Raw genomic sequence first — 14192 nt, forward strand, 5'->3', positions numbered from 1 at the left:
TACCGGCAACGCGCTGGACAACCGCATTACCGGCAACGACGGGGCCAACACCCTGAGCGGCGAAGGGGGCCGGGACACCATCCGGGCCGGAGACGGCGCCGATGTCCTGAACGGCGGCGAAGGCAACGACCGGCTGTACGGCCAAGCCGGGGCCGACGAGCTGCATGGCGGTTCCGGCGCCGACCTGCTGGACGGGGGCAGCGGCGCCGACGCGATGGCCGGCGGCACCGGCAACGACACCTACGTGGTGGACGACGCCGGAGACGAAGTCACGGAAGCGGCCGGCGAAGGCACGGATACCGTCCGCTCCTCCATCACCTACACCCTCACCGATAACGTCGAGAACCTGACCCTAACCGGCGGCGCCGCCATCGACGGCACCGGCAACGACCTTGCCAACCGCATAACCGGTAACAGCGCCGCCAACGAGCTGTACGGCCTGGGTGGCGACGACCGGCTGTATGGCCGGGGGGGTGATGACGTCCTGTCCGGCGGCGACGGCGACGACCGGCTATACGGTCAGTCCGGGTCCGACGAGCTGCACGGCGGGTCCGGCGCCGACCTTCTGGACGGCGGCAGCGGCGTGGACCGCATGGAAGGCGGCGCCGGGGACGACACCTACCGGGTGGACCATTCCGACGACGAAGTGGTGGAAGAGGCCGGGGCGGGCACCGACACGGTGTATGCGCGGGCCAGCTACAGCCTGGGCGCCCACGTGGAGAACCTGACCCTTGAAGGGTGGCGGAACCTGGACGGCACCGGCAACGACCAGGCCAACGAGCTGGTCGGCAACCGCGGGGCCAACACCCTGCGCGGTGGCGGCGGGGCCGACACCCTGCTCGGCGGCCGGGGCAGCGATCGGCTGGACGGGGGCAGCGGCGCCGACGCGATGTACGGCGGGACCGGCAACGACACCTATGTGGTGGACGACGCCGGGGACCGGGTTGTGGAAGAAGGCGGCGCGGGCCGGGACACGGTGGAGTCGAGCATTGACTACACGTTGACCGACCACGTGGAGGACCTGACGCTCACGGGCTCCGAGGACCTCGATGGTACCGGCAACGCGCTGGACAACCGCATTACCGGCAACGACGGGGCCAACACCCTGGATGGGGGTGCTGGTGCCGATACCTTGGTCGGGGGTGCAGGGGATGACGCTTACATTGTGGATGATAACAACGACAGGGTCGTGGAATCGTCCGGTGGCGGCGCTGACACCGTGCTGTCCAGCGTTGATCGTGAGCTGGCGGAACACGTCGAGAACCTTGCCCTGACTGGTGACCAGGATTTGGACGGTACCGGCAACGGACTGGCCAATTCCCTCACCGGGAACGCGGGCGCCAATATCCTGGACGGCCAAGGCGGAGATGATGTGCTGCGCGGTGGATCGGGGGACGACATCCTTCGCGGCGGAACCGGAGCCGACCGGCTTTACGGGGAACAGGGGGAAGACCGCCTTTATGGTGGGTCGGGGGCCGATCACCTTCATGGCGGCGCGGGAAATGACCTGCTGGAAGGAGGTGACGGCAGCGATACCCTCGTTACCGATGCCGGAGGGGACGTCCTGAAGGGTGGCGAGGGACGGGACGACTATGTCTACGAACGGGGTGCCGGAACGGCCACCATCGTTGATTCCGGTGACGGCAACTCTTTGACCTTCGGCGCGGGAATCGCTTCGGAGGATATCTCCCTCAGCGCCCGTCCCTTCGAGCTACGCGTAGCCGGGGGAGGGGCGGTGAGGATCGAGGGCTTCGATCCCGAGAATCCGTTCGCTCATACTCCGGTGGATACCTTCCACTTTGAAGACGGCACCGAGCTTTCCTACGAGGAGCTGTTGGATCGGGGCTTCGATCTCTTCGGGACCGCCGAAGACGATGTGGTTCGGGGCACGGCCGTCGAGGACCGGATCCACGGCCTGGAGGGCGATGACACCCTGATTGGCCTGGGCGGGGATGATCGGTTCTACGGCGGGGCCGGGGCCGATACCCTTCGCGGTGGGGCGGGCTTCGATACCGCGGACTATACCGAGTCCTCCGGCGGGGTGCATGTGGATTTGTCCGAAGGTAAAGGTGAGGGCGGCACTGCCGAGGGGGATCGCCTGCACAGCATCGAAGGACTACGCGGGTCGGCCCAGGCGGATGAGCTGAGGGGAGACAGTGGCGACAACCGTCTGAACGGCGGGGCTGGAGACGACCTGCTCGGCGGCAGCCAGGGCTCGGATGAACTAATCGGGGGCCGGGGCGCGGATACGGTGACCTACCAGGGAACCGGCTCTGCGGTAACCGTGGACCTCCGAAAAGGGACCGGCTCCCGCGGTGCCGCGACGGGTGATACTTATCGCGGTATCGAGCATGTGATCGGGTCGGAGCAGGATGATCGGCTGGTCGGCGATGCCGGTTCCAATACCCTCCGCGGGGCGGGGGGCGATGACCTCCTGCGCGGGGGAGAAGGGGCCGATACCCTGATCGGGGGCGCCGGCACAGATGTCGCCGCCTATAGCCGTTCCCAGGCCGGGGTGGATGTGGATTTGAGCTCCGGAGCCGGCGCGGGCGGTACGGCAGAGGGAGATACCCTCCATGGCATCGAAGGGCTTATTGGCTCGAATCACGATGATGTCCTCCGTGGGGATGAGGAGGCAAATACGCTTTCGGGTGGGCAAGGCGATGACCGCTTATTCGGAGGTGCGGGGGCCGACCGACTCGAAGGCGGCGAAGGTCGGGACCGGCTTTACGGGGAAAGCGGTAATGACACCCTGGCTGGAGGGTCCGGTGCCGACCTCCTTGACGGGGGGCAAGGCCAGGATACGGCTGATTACGCCTCGGCCACCGATGCAGTCACCGCGGACCTGGCCGCCGGGAAGGCCACCGTGGCAGGGGAGACGGATCGCCTGGAATCCATCGAAAATCTCCAGGGTTCCAGCCACGGCGACATTCTGGCGGGCGACTCGGAAAGCAACCGCTTGATCGGCGGGGCCGGTGAGGATCGCCTGATTGGCCGCGAGGGAGGAGATACCCTGATCGGCGGTTCCGGGGAAGATGTCGCGGACTACCGGAATTCCGAAAGCGGGGTAGACGTGGACCTCCAAGCGGGAACCGGCTCCGGCGGGACGGCTGAGGGGGACCGCCTTGAAGGCATCGAATCCCTGGATGGCTCGGCCCACGAAGATGTGCTTAGCGGGGATGCCGAATCCAATACCCTGTGGGGCCGGGAAGGCTCGGACAATCTTTACGGGCGGGGTGGCGCAGATTACCTGGCCGGAGGAGCCGGGGACGACCGGTTAAACGGCGGTCATGGAACCGACTGGCTGAATGGTGGTGATGGCCACGACCGACTCCAGGGCGGAAGATCCAGCGACGCCCTGCTCGGTGGCCAAGGCCGGGACCACTTGGCAGGGGGGGAAGAAAACGACCTGCTAGCAGGAGGCGAGGGTCGAGACCGTTTGGCCGTTCGGGGCAGTGACTTGGTCCTGCATAACCGCGGCGAGGGTATGGATAGGGTTGAGGATCTGGAGAAGGCGGACCCGCTGACGCTATCCCTGGGCGGGGGCACGGGCTTGAAGGATCTAACCCTGAGCCGCCGCCGAAACGACCTCGTGCTGCATACGGGGAATCCGGGCACCACCAGGGGTCGGAGCAATTCGGAAGGGTTGATCCTCGAGGACTGGTATTCCCAAAAGGGTGCGGCCAAGCCGGACTCAGTGACCCTACAGTTGGTTACCGAAGCCCAGGAGGGGTATGACCCTGGCGCATCCGAGGAGCACCTCCAGAAGCGGCTGCAACGCTACGATTTTTCCAAAATCGTGGAGACATTTGATCAGGCGCGGCGGGGCAAGCGCGGTGGAGCAGGGCGCTGGGAAGCAATGGACGCCGCCCTGGACAACCACCTTGAAGGCAGCGATTCGGAGGCCCTGGGCGGGGAGCTCGCCCATCGCTACGGCCTGAAGGGCAGCCTGGACGGCGTCTCCCGGAAGACGGTGGTCGACACGCTGGCCGATGAGCGCTTCGGCGAGAAGCCCCAGAGTCTGACCGGCTCCGGATCCGCGTAGGGGATGGATGCCACCCATGGCCAAAGGTGGTAAGGAGGAGGCGGGGGCCCCGGATTTCAGCCCCCGCCTCCTGGAGGTCGTGCAGCGCCCGCCCTCGCCCAAACCCCGGCTCATGCTCGGTCTGCTGCTGGCCCTCGTTATCGGGGTGCTGGTCTGGGCCGTCGTGGGCCGTTTGGACGTGGTGGCCAAGGCCGAGGGGCGATTGGTGCCCAAGGGGCGCCTGAAGATCGTGCAGCCCTTCGAAAAGGGGCGAATCGAGCGGATCCTGGTCGAGGAAGGGGATCGGGTACGCGAGGGTGACCCCCTTGTAACCCTGGATACCCGTTTGGCCGATGCGGACCTGAACCGGGTGAGCCATCGGCTGGCCAAGGCGGAGCTAGAGCTGCGCCATGTCCGGGCCGAGCTCGAAGAGTCCTCCGTGGACCGGCGTTCCGGGGATCCTCCCGAGCTCTATCGCCAGTTGCAGAAGAAATTCGCCGGACGCCGTAGGTCGTTCCAGGACAGGCTGTCACGTCAGCGGTCGCTTCTGGACGAGGCGCAGCAGGAACTGGAATCGGCCCGGGCCTCCAAGCGGCATTTGGAGGAAATCCTGCCGATCCACCATGCCAGCGAGCAGGCATTGAGGAAGCTGGAGGAAAAGGACTACGCCTCCCGGGTGGAGCTTCTCGACAAACGCCGGGCCCGAATCGAAACCCAGGAGCGTCTGGCCACCGAGGAGCACCGGATCGAGTCCCTTGAGGCAAAGGTGCTGAGCATCAAGCGGAAAATCCGCTCCCTGAAGTCTTCCCGTCGCCAGGAGCTGCTCGAGGAGCGGGTGGAGCTCGCGGCCCGAGTGGAGGAGCTCCGCGAGGAAAAGCGAAAGCTTTCCCACCGGCGGAAGCTGATGGACATCAAGGCGCCCGCGGACGGGGTGGTGAAACGGCTGGCCACCCACACGCAGGGATCGGTGGTTTCCTCGGGATCGGTCCTGATGCGGTTGGTTCCGAGCGGGGAGCCCCTGCATGCGGAGGTTCGGGTTTCCAACAGCGACGTGGGGTTCGTCCATCCGGGGCAGGAGGCCCGGTTAAAGCTCACGGCGTTCGATTTCCAGCGCTACGGCACCATCGAGGCCGAGGTCGAGCACCTCAGTCCCGATGCCAGCAACCAGGAGGAGCAGCCTGGCAAGGGGGGCGGGAATACAGGCGGACCGCAGGGGGAAACCTATCCGGCCATGCTCAACCTGAACCGCCAGCACATGACGGACGGCCAGGAAAGGCTGGAGCTGCGCTCCGGCATGCACGTAACGGCGGAGATCAAGCTCGGGACCCGAAGCGTTCTGGAATACGTCCTTTCGCCGGTTACGGAAGGGCTGAAGGAGGCTGGGCAGCAGCGCTAGGTTTCCTGGTCAAGGTTCCACGTTTTCCCACTCTCCGCCCGCCAGCGCCTCCAGCACACTCCCCATGATGAGCCCCGCGTGGGTGTGGTAGAGGCTCAGCCGGCACGGCACAGGCTCGCGCAGGCCCGTGCGCGCCTTGGCCTCGAACCGGCTCCAGGCGATGATCGGCAGGTCGTTGCGGTGGGCGTCCACGCCCAGCCAGGCGTCGTCCGTGAGGATCATCTCCAGGCCCGGATGGCCGGGCACGGCGACCCGCACCGGCAGGCGCCGGGTGCGCATCAGTCGCACCCGGATGCGGTTGTAGCACTCCGCGTCGATTCGCTTCGGCCGCACCCGCAGCGGCTTCAGTCCCTCGAGGATCTCGCTCACCGGCTTACCCTCTCAGCCGTTCATCCCCGTGTCCTCATCCGGCACGCCCTGCCGGAACACGCTGCTGGCCCGGATGTCCGCGGCCTCGATGGTCTTGAGGTCGGCTTTGGTCAGGCTCCGCTGGCCCGCGAACAGGCGGTTGGCCTGGCGCAGGCGCGCCCGGTCGATGGCGTTGCGGATGGAGCGGGCGTTGGCAAAGTGCGGCATCTGCATGCGCCGCTCGATGTATTCCTGGAAGGCCTCCTCCGCCTCGGGGCTGAGGTCGTAGTTGAGGTCGCCAAGCATCAACTTGGTGATCTCCATGAGCTCGTGGGGCCCGTAGTCCGGGAAGTCCAGGTGGTGGGCGATGCGGGAGCGCATGCCCGGGTTGCTCTGGAAGAAGCGGTCCATCTTGTCGGCGTAGCCGGCCAAGATCACCACCAGGTCGTCGCGGTTGTCCTCCATGACCTGCAGCAGGATCTCGATGGACTCCTGGCCGTAGTCGCGCTCGTTCTCCGGCCGGTACAGGTAGTAGGCCTCGTCGATGAACAGCACCCCGCCCATGGCCTTCTTGAGCACCTCCTTGGTCTTGGGGGCGGTGTGGCCGATGTATTGGCCCACGAGGTCGTCGCGGGTCACCGCCACCAGGTGCCCCTGGCGCACGTATTCCAGGCGGTGCAGGATCTCGGCCATGCGCATGGCCACCGTGGTCTTGCCGGTGCCCGGGTTGCCGGTGAAGCACATGTGCAGGGTCGGGGTCTCGGTGGTGAGCTGCATCTGCTTGCGCGCCCGGTCCACGAGCAGCAGCGCGGCGATCTCGCGGATGCGCCGCTTGACCGGCGCCAGCCCGATCAGCTCGTGGTCGAGCTTGTCCAGCACCTCCTGCACGTTGGAGGCCTGCAGCTCCTCCTCCAGGTCGATGGGGGTGTCGTCGGGCGGTTCCCCGCCGGACGGCGCCATTTCCTGGTTCTCGGGCAGATCTTCCGGGTTCACTTCCTGCATGGGGGTCACTCCTCGAAAGAGTGCTGGGCCAGCCTGGTTCCCGGAAGGGCCTGGGGCCCTTGCGGTACGCGTTCAACACCCTTCAGCCATTAGGTGCAGGAGCCCGCTTCAGCGGGCGATTGCCGGAATAGGCGGCGGTGTCCGATTCGGATTCGCCCGCTGAAGCGGGCTCCTACACCGGTATTGCGGTGGAGAAGGGGGCCGGGAAGGCTCCCGGCCCCTGAGCCGAGGCCTCAGCCGTACCGCTCGCCCTCCGGCCGCTCCTGCGTGACGTAGGGCTGGATGGTGTAGCGGATGGTGCGCCCTTCGTCCTCGGTGCGGATCAGCCGGAAGCCCGGCTCCTCCTCCGTCGGCCGGTTGACGATGAAGGAGAGGCGGGGCGTCTCCCAGCCTCGGTTGGAGTCGAAGCCCGTCACCCGGATGTAGTGCTTGGGAAAGGCCTTCCGGCACTCGTTCACCTCGTACAGGATGGCGGCCGGGTCCTTCATGTCGAACATGGGCATGCCCCACATCTCCCAGTAGGTGTTGCGGGGGTGGGGGTCGTCGGTGAACTCCACGTTCACCGCCCAGCCCTGGTCGAGGCAGTACTCGATCTGGCTCTTGATCTCCTCGTCGGTCAGGTCGTGCAGGAACGAGAAGGTCCCCTGCGTGATCCGGCTGCCGGGATTGGTCATGGCCATGGCGGATCCTCCTCAGCTGCTGGCCGTCGTTTCGGGGACGAAGTCGGCGGTGTCCGTGGACTCGTAGTTGAAGGTGACGTCCTTCCAGGTATCCAGCGCCTGCTTCAGCGGCGTGCACCACTTGGCTTCCTTCTGCAGGATGTCCGGGCCTTCCTCCATGATGTTCCTGCCCTCGTTGCGGGCCTTCACCATGGCTTCCAGCGCGACCCGGTTGGCCGTGGCGCCGGCCTGGATGCCCATGGGGTGGCCGATGGTGCCGCCGCCGAACTGCAGCACCACGTCCTCGCCCAGGTAGTGCAGAAGCTGGTGCATCTGCCCGGCGTGGATGCCGCCGGAGGCCACCGGCATGGTCTTGTTGAGCGACGCCCAATCCTGGTCGAAGAAGACGCCCTGCTGCAGGTTCTGCGGCACGTATTCCTTGGTCAGGGTGTTGTAGTAGCCGGCGATCATGTTGGGGTCGCCCTCCAGCTTGCCCACCACGGTGCCGGCGTGGATGTGGTCGACCCCGGCCATGCGCATCCACTTGGAGATCACCCGGAAGCTCACGCCGTGGGTCTTCTGCCGGGTGTAGGTGCCGTGGCCGGCGCGGTGCAGGTGGAGGATCATGTTGTTCTTGCGCGCCCACTTGGCCATGGACTGGATGGCCGTGTAGCCGACGATGAGGTCGATCATGATGATCACCGACCCGAGCTCCTTGGCGAACTCGGCGCGCTCGTACATATCCTCCATGGTCGCCGCGGTGACGTTGAGGTAGTGGCCCTTCACCTCGCCGGTGGCCGCCGACGCCCGGTTCACCGCCTCCATGCAGTAGAGGAAGCGGTCGCGCCAGTGCATGAAGGGCTGCGAGTTGATGTTCTCGTCGTCCTTCACGAAGTCCAGACCGCCCTTGAGGGCCTCGTAGACCACCCGCCCGTAGTTGCGGCCCGACAGGCCGAGCTTGGGCTTGGTGGTGGCGCCGAGCAGCGGCCGCCCGAACTTGTCGAGGCGCTCGCGCTCCACGACGATGCCGGTGGGCGGGCCCTGGAAGGTCTTGAGGTAGGCCACCGGCATGCGCATGTCCTCCAGGCGCAGGGCCTTCAAGGCCTTGAAGCCGAACACGTTGCCGATGATCGACGCGGTGAGGTTGGCGATGGAGCCCTCCTCGAACAGGTCGAGGTCGTAGGCGATGTAGGCGAAGTACTGGGCCTCCTGGTCGGTGCCCTCGCCGGTGTTCGGCACCGGGTCCACGCGGTAGGCCTTGGCCCGGTACAGCTCGCAGGCCGTCAGCCGGTCGGTCCACACCACCGTCCAGGTGGCCGTGGACGACTCGCCGGCCACCGCGGCCGCCGCTTCCTCCGCATCCACCCCCTTCTGCGGCGTGATCCGGAAGCAGCAGATCACGTCCGTGTCCTTCGGCTCGTAGTCGGGCTCCCAGTAGCCCATCTTCTTGTAGGGGATGACGCCCGACTTGTACCGCTCCTTCGGGTCCTGGATCTGGCCTTCGTTGCCCATGGCCGTTCCTCCTACGGGTTGGAACCGGTTTGTCGCCCCGGAAACGGTCCGTCCTATTCCGGAGTGATTCGCTCAGGAATAGCGTGGTACACCTGGGCAATGGCGAACAGTCGAATTGTTCCTGGATAACGATAGACGCGGGTCTATGGTCCCGCGGGGAGAACCGACCATGGAGCGGCCGACGGTCAACCTGCGCAGGTACGTGAGCCTGCGCCAGCTGGAGGTCTTCGAGGCCATCGCCCGGTTGGGCAGCTTCCGGCGCGCGGCGCAGACCCTGCACGTCACCCAGCCCACGGTGTCGGTGCAGATCCGGAAGCTCAGCGAGGCGGTGGGGCTGCCGCTGTTCGAGCAGGTGGGCAAGCGCGTCTATCTCACCGACGCCGGGCGCTCCCTGTACGAGAGCTGCCGGGAGATGTTCGACACCCTGGAGCGCTTCGAGATGGACGTGGCCAACATGAAGGGCCTCACCCGGGGGCGCCTGCGGCTGGCGGTGGTGACCACCGCCAAATACTTCGCGCCGCGCCTCCTGGGCGGCTTCTGCGAGCGCTACACCGGGGTGGACGTGGCGTTGAAGGTGACTAACCGGGAGCGGGTGCTGGAGCGGCTGCAGGCCAACGAGGACGACCTCTACATCTTCGGCCAGCCACCGGCCGGGGTGGACGTGGAGGCGGTCCCCTTCCTGCGCAATCCCCTGGTGGCCCTGGCTCCGCCGGGCCATCCCCTGGCGGACCGTGGGAGTGTCCCCCTGGAGGAGTTCGGGGAATACCCCTTTCTGGCCCGCGAGCCCGGCTCCGGCACCCGCCTGGCCGTGGAGCGCCTGTGCGACGAGTACGGGGTGACGCTCAAGGTGCGCATGGAGCTGGGCAGCAACGAGGCCATCAAGCAGAGCGTGGCAGCGGGCATGGGGGTCTCGGTGCTGTCGGAGCACACCCTGAGCCGCGGGGGCGAGGAGGTGGCGGTCCTCGACGTGGAGGGGTTCCCCATCGAGCGCCACTGGTATCTCGTCTATCCGGTGGGCAAGCAGCTCTCCGTGGCCGCCCGGACCTTCATGGACTATCTGCTCGCCGAGGGGGGCCGGGTGGCGGAGACGGGGGTCTCGGCGATCCCGCGCTCCCCCCAGGGGGGATGGCCGGTGGGGACTGCGGAAGACCGGGAGCCCGTCGCAGGGGCGAATCCGACTGTGAGGCCGGAACGGCGGCGGTAGGCGGCCGCCGGGCGCTACGAGCCGGCCGGGCGCGGGACCGGTCTTTGAGCCCCGGAGGGCGGGCGGTTCAGAGGCCCCAGCGCTCGCGGGCCGCCGCGAATGCCTCCGGGCCGGCCCCGGCCAGGCGCACCTCCTTGTCCTTGCCCTTGGCCCCCCGCTCCACGCTGGCGGCCGACTTGGGCAGGCCCAGCTCCTTGGCCAGGAACTGGGCGAGGTGCTTGTTGGCGGCGCCCTCCACCGGCGGGGCGGTGATGCGCACCTTGAGGGCCCCGCCGTGGAGGCCCGCCACCCGGTCCTGGGCGGCCTTGGGCTGCACGCGCAGGCGCAGGATCAGGTCGTCGCCGTCCCAGGAGAAGAAGGAATCGCTCATGGCGGCTAGTAGGCGATGCCCCGAGCCAGCTCGTGCAGGCTCTGCACCAGGAAGATCTTGATGAACTGGATGGCGAGCAGCACCACGATGGGGGAGAGGTCCAGGCCGCCCATGGGCGGGATGAGGCGCTGGGCGGGGCGCAGGATGGGATCGGTGAGCTGGTACAGCGCGCGCACCAGGGGATTGTAGGGGTCCGGGCTCACCCAGGACATAAGCACCCGGATGAGGATGATCCAGAACATCAGGGTCAGCACGGCGTTGACCAGGAAGGCCACCGCTTCGATGAAGTTTGCGAAGATGCCCATGGGGCGAGCTCCTAAACAAGGGTTGGGCCACGGAGGGGACGCAGGATAACAAAGACCAAGGCGCAGGAGGCTGAAGCCGCCTTGGCTCTGGGACTTCCGTGGTTAGATCAGGGCCAAACCGGTCTCAGCCGCCCAGTTCCCGCGACCGGCGTGCCGCCGCGGCCACCGCGTCGGCCAGGGCGGTGCGCACGCCGCCGCGCTCCAGGGCCTCCAGGCCGCGGGCGGTGGTGCCGCCGGGACTGGTGACGCGGCTCTTGAGCACGGCGCTGGGGTCGCCGGTCTCCCGGGCCAGGGCGGCTGCACCGCCGGCGGTGTGCACGGCCAGGGTGCGGGCCGTCTCGCGGTCCAGGCCCTCGGCCACCGCCGCCTCCTCCAGGGCCTCCAGGATCAGGAAGAAGTAGGCGGGCCCGCTGCCGGAGACGGCGGTGACGATGTCCATGTGCTCCTCCTTGGCCACCCACACCACCTCGCCGCCCGCCTGCATGATGGCCTGGGCGGTGTCCCGGTGCTCGGCGGAGGCCTCCGCGTCGGCGTAGAGGGCCGAGATGCCCGCGCCCACCAGGGCGGGAGTGTTCGGCATGACCCGAACGAGGGGGCTTCCCATGCCCAGCCAGGCCCCCAGCCTGGCCAGGGGGATGCCCGCGGCCACGGAGATCACCAGGGGCCGCGCCTCGCGCAGGATGGGGCCCAGGGCCAGGGCCACGGTCTCCATGACCTGCGGCTTCACCGCCAGAACCACCGTTGCCGCCTCGCGGGCTGCCTCGGCGTTGTCCGCGGTGGTGCGCACCCGGAAGCGGGCCGCGAGATCGGCGCGGCGGTCGGCGTCGGGCTCCGCCACCACCAGCTGGTCGGGCCGCCAGCCGGCGTCCACCAGCCCGCCGATGAGGCTGGCCGCCATGTTTCCGCCGCCGATGAAGGCGATGGGGGTCTGGGCCGACATGGGCTTCTCCTTTGGCTAGTCCGCGTTGCCGGGGTAGGCCCGCTCGCCGAACAGGGCCGAGCCCACCCGCACGTGGGTGGCGCCTTCCTCCACGGCCACCTCGAAGTCCCCGCTCATGCCCATGGACAGGGTGTCCCAGGGCGGTCCCGGAACGGCCTCCCGCAGCTCGGCGAGCAGGCCGGCGAGGCGCCGGAAGGCCGGGCGCGAATCCTCCGGGCCCGCACCGGGGGCCGGGATGGCCATGAGGCCGCGCAGGCGCAGATGGGGACAGTCGTCCCGGAGCAGGACCGCCAGCTCCCGGGCCTCTTCCGGCGCGCAGCCGGACTTGCTGGCCTCGCCGCTGACGTTCACCTGCAGGCAGACGTTGAGCGGGGGCTGGCCGGCGCGATGCCGCTCCAGGGCGCGGCCGATCTTGGCCCGGTCCACCGAGTGCACCCAGGGGAAGGCCGCGGCGACCCGCCCGGCCTTGTTGCTTTGCAGGGGACCGATGAAATGCCAGTCCAGGGCCAAGTCCGCCAGATCCGCCTGCTTGGCCTCGGCCTCCTGGGCGTAGGACTCGGCGAAGGCCCTCTGCCCCGCCTCGGCGAGGGCGCGCACGGCCCCGGCGGGGAAGGTCTTGGACACCGCCAGCAGGGTGACCGCCTCGGGGTCGCGGCCGCCCCGACGGGCCGCGGCGGCGATCCGCCCGCGGATGTCCTCAAGGCGTCGTCGGTATTCCGTGGTCTTGTCCATGGCCCGCTCCCGGTCCGGCCCTCCCTTCGGCGCAGAGGGGGATATTATGGGCCCCTGCTCCGCGCGGGCAAAGCGGGGATGCAGAGGGTCCCCGTAGACGGTAGGATTGCCCGGTACCGGTCAGCAGGAAACCGTAAGGGGGACGCAGATGGCGATGGACATTTCCGAACTACTGACCTTCGCGGTCAAGCACGGGGCGTCGGACCTGCACGTGTCCGCCGGCGAGCCCCCCATGATCCGCGTGGATGGCGATATCAAGAAGATCAAGGCCCCGGCCCTGGACGAAAAGCAGGCGCACGACCTGATCTACGACATCATGACCGACGACCAGCGCAAGAACCTGGAGCAGGAGCTGGAGGCGGACTTCTCCATGGAGGTCCCCAACGTTTCCCGTTTCCGTGTCAACGCCTACCACCAGGATCGGGGCCTAGCGGCGGCCTTCCGGACCATCCCCTCGGAGATCCTCACCCTGGAGGACATCAAGGCCCCGGACATCTTTCAGGAGATCGCCGAGAAGCCCCGGGGCCTGATCCTGGTTACCGGCCCCACCGGCTCGGGCAAGTCCACCACCCTCGCGGCCATGGTGAACTACATCAACGAGACCCGGCAGGGCCACATCCTCACCATCGAGGACCCCATCGAGTTCGTGCACCCCACCAAGAACTGCCTGGTGAGCCAGCGCGAGGTGCACGCCCACACCCACAGCTTCGCCAACGCCCTGCGCGGCGCCCTGCGCGAGGACCCGGACATCATCCTGGTGGGCGAGCTGCGCGACCTGGAGACCATCCAGTTGGCCCTCACCGCCGCCGAGACCGGCCACCTGGTGCTGGGCACCCTGCACACCAGCTCCGCGCCCAAGACCATCGACCGCATCATCGACGTCTTCCCCGCCGCGGAGAAGGACATGGTGCGCGCCATGCTCTCCGAGTCCCTGCAGGCGGTGATCTCCCAGGCCCTGCTCAAGAAAGTGGGGGGCGGCCGGGTGGCGGCTCACGAGATCATGCTCGGCACCCCCGCCATCCGCAACCTGATCCGGGAGAACAAGATCTCCCAGATGGTCTCCTCCATCCAGACCGGCCAGCAGCTGGGCATGAAGACCCTGGACCAGGACCTGCAGCGCCTCATCCAGAACCGGGTGGTCACCACCGAGGAGGCGCTCACCAAGGCCAACAACCCCGAATCCGTGCGGGCGGCCTGACCGCCCCGCCATCTTCCTTGACAAGGGGGCGGGGCTGCACCGGACGTTCGGGACGGTGGAATAGGAGGCCCGGAAAATGGCGGAGCCGCACTGCACGGTGGACATCATCATCCACGACCCGGCGGACCGGGTCCTGCTGGTGGAGCGGGCCAACCCGCCGCACGGCTGGGCCCTGCCCGGGGGCTTCGTGGATCCCGGGGAACGCCTGGACGCGGCGGCGCGCCGCGAGGCCCAGGAGGAGACGGGCCTGGAGCTGGAGGCCCTCTTCCAGTTCGCCACCTATTCGGCGCCGGAACGCGACCCCCGCGGCCACACCATCTCCACGGTCTACGTGGCCCACCCGGCCGGGGAGGCGCGGGCGGCCAGCGACGCCGCCAGCCTGGACTGGTTCCCCCTGGCCGAGCTGCCCGAGACGGCCTTCGACCACGGCGCCATCCTCGCCGACTACCGGCGCTTCCTGGAGAGCGGGGAGCGGCCGCGGCTGCCCTGAGCGGCCCGCTCC

General features: G+C 68.0%; 12 protein-coding genes and 1 pseudogene. 5 read left to right on the forward strand and 8 right to left on the reverse strand.

What is annotated here, in order from left to right:
- Positions 1–4045, forward strand: a pseudogene (locus tag ACLFRB_RS07415) (hypothetical protein); the annotation flags it as partial.
- A 16-nt stretch (positions 4046–4061) separates the two neighbouring features.
- Entirely contained in the window at positions 4062–5420 is a 1359-nt protein-coding gene (locus ACLFRB_RS07420) for an HlyD family type I secretion periplasmic adaptor subunit (protein WP_411068378.1), read from the forward strand.
- Between the two features lie 9 nt (positions 5421–5429).
- Here ACLFRB_RS07420 and ACLFRB_RS07425 read toward each other — a convergent pair whose 3' ends face one another.
- The 4 genes from ACLFRB_RS07425 to ACLFRB_RS07440 all read right to left on the reverse strand — a co-directional run bounded on the left by ACLFRB_RS07425 (position 5430) and on the right by ACLFRB_RS07440 (position 8941).
- Entirely contained in the window at positions 5430–5789 is a 360-nt protein-coding gene (locus ACLFRB_RS07425) for a hypothetical protein (protein WP_411068379.1), read from the reverse strand.
- Between the two features lie 12 nt (positions 5790–5801).
- On the reverse strand, positions 5802–6728 hold the full coding sequence (cbbX, locus tag ACLFRB_RS07430; protein ID WP_411068403.1) for a CbbX protein: 927 nt from the start codon (positions 6726–6728) through the stop codon (positions 5802–5804).
- Positions 6729–7003: 275 nt separating this feature from the next.
- On the reverse strand, positions 7004–7450 hold the full coding sequence (locus tag ACLFRB_RS07435) for a ribulose bisphosphate carboxylase small subunit (RefSeq protein ID WP_411068380.1): 447 nt from the start codon (positions 7448–7450) through the stop codon (positions 7004–7006).
- Positions 7451–7462: 12 nt separating this feature from the next.
- Complete coding sequence (locus tag ACLFRB_RS07440; RefSeq protein WP_411068381.1) at positions 7463–8941, reverse strand: form I ribulose bisphosphate carboxylase large subunit; 1479 nt, start codon at positions 8939–8941, stop codon at positions 7463–7465.
- A 169-nt stretch (positions 8942–9110) separates the two neighbouring features.
- On the opposite strand from ACLFRB_RS07440, the gene ACLFRB_RS07445 reads away from it, so the two are divergent.
- Positions 9111–10145 carry a LysR substrate-binding domain-containing protein gene (locus tag ACLFRB_RS07445; RefSeq protein ID WP_411068382.1) on the forward strand — a complete coding sequence of 345 codons (1035 nt, stop codon included), beginning with the start codon at positions 9111–9113 and terminating at the stop codon, positions 10143–10145.
- A gap of 67 nt (positions 10146–10212) precedes the next feature.
- Here the strand turns inward: ACLFRB_RS07445 and ACLFRB_RS07450 are convergent, their stop codons facing one another.
- The 4 genes from ACLFRB_RS07450 to ACLFRB_RS07465 all read right to left on the reverse strand — a co-directional run bounded on the left by ACLFRB_RS07450 (position 10213) and on the right by ACLFRB_RS07465 (position 12492).
- Complete coding sequence (locus tag ACLFRB_RS07450; RefSeq protein ID WP_411068383.1) at positions 10213–10515, reverse strand: DUF167 family protein; 303 nt, start codon at positions 10513–10515, stop codon at positions 10213–10215.
- Between the two features lie 5 nt (positions 10516–10520).
- Positions 10521–10820: a YggT family protein gene (locus tag ACLFRB_RS07455; protein WP_411068384.1), complete on the reverse strand. Its 300-nt coding sequence runs from the start codon at positions 10818–10820 to the stop codon at positions 10521–10523.
- Between the two features lie 124 nt (positions 10821–10944).
- Complete coding sequence (gene proC / locus ACLFRB_RS07460; RefSeq protein ID WP_411068385.1) at positions 10945–11760, reverse strand: pyrroline-5-carboxylate reductase; 816 nt, start codon at positions 11758–11760, stop codon at positions 10945–10947.
- 15 nt (positions 11761–11775) lie between these two features.
- Positions 11776–12492, reverse strand: coding sequence for a YggS family pyridoxal phosphate-dependent enzyme (locus ACLFRB_RS07465; protein ID WP_411068386.1), 717 nt, complete (start codon positions 12490–12492; stop codon positions 11776–11778).
- Positions 12493–12646: 154 nt separating this feature from the next.
- Here ACLFRB_RS07465 and ACLFRB_RS07470 point away from each other — a divergent pair, with 154 nt between their 5' ends.
- On the forward strand, positions 12647–13690 hold the full coding sequence (locus ACLFRB_RS07470; RefSeq protein ID WP_411068404.1) for a type IV pilus twitching motility protein PilT: 1044 nt from the start codon (positions 12647–12649) through the stop codon (positions 13688–13690).
- A 76-nt stretch (positions 13691–13766) separates the two neighbouring features.
- On the forward strand, positions 13767–14180 hold the full coding sequence (locus tag ACLFRB_RS07475; RefSeq protein ID WP_411068387.1) for an NUDIX domain-containing protein: 414 nt from the start codon (positions 13767–13769) through the stop codon (positions 14178–14180).
- The last annotated feature ends 12 nt before the right edge of the window (positions 14181–14192 follow it).

Source organism: Thiohalorhabdus sp. (assembly GCF_046545655.1).
Lineage (GTDB): Bacteria > Pseudomonadota > Gammaproteobacteria > Thiohalorhabdales > Thiohalorhabdaceae > Thiohalorhabdus.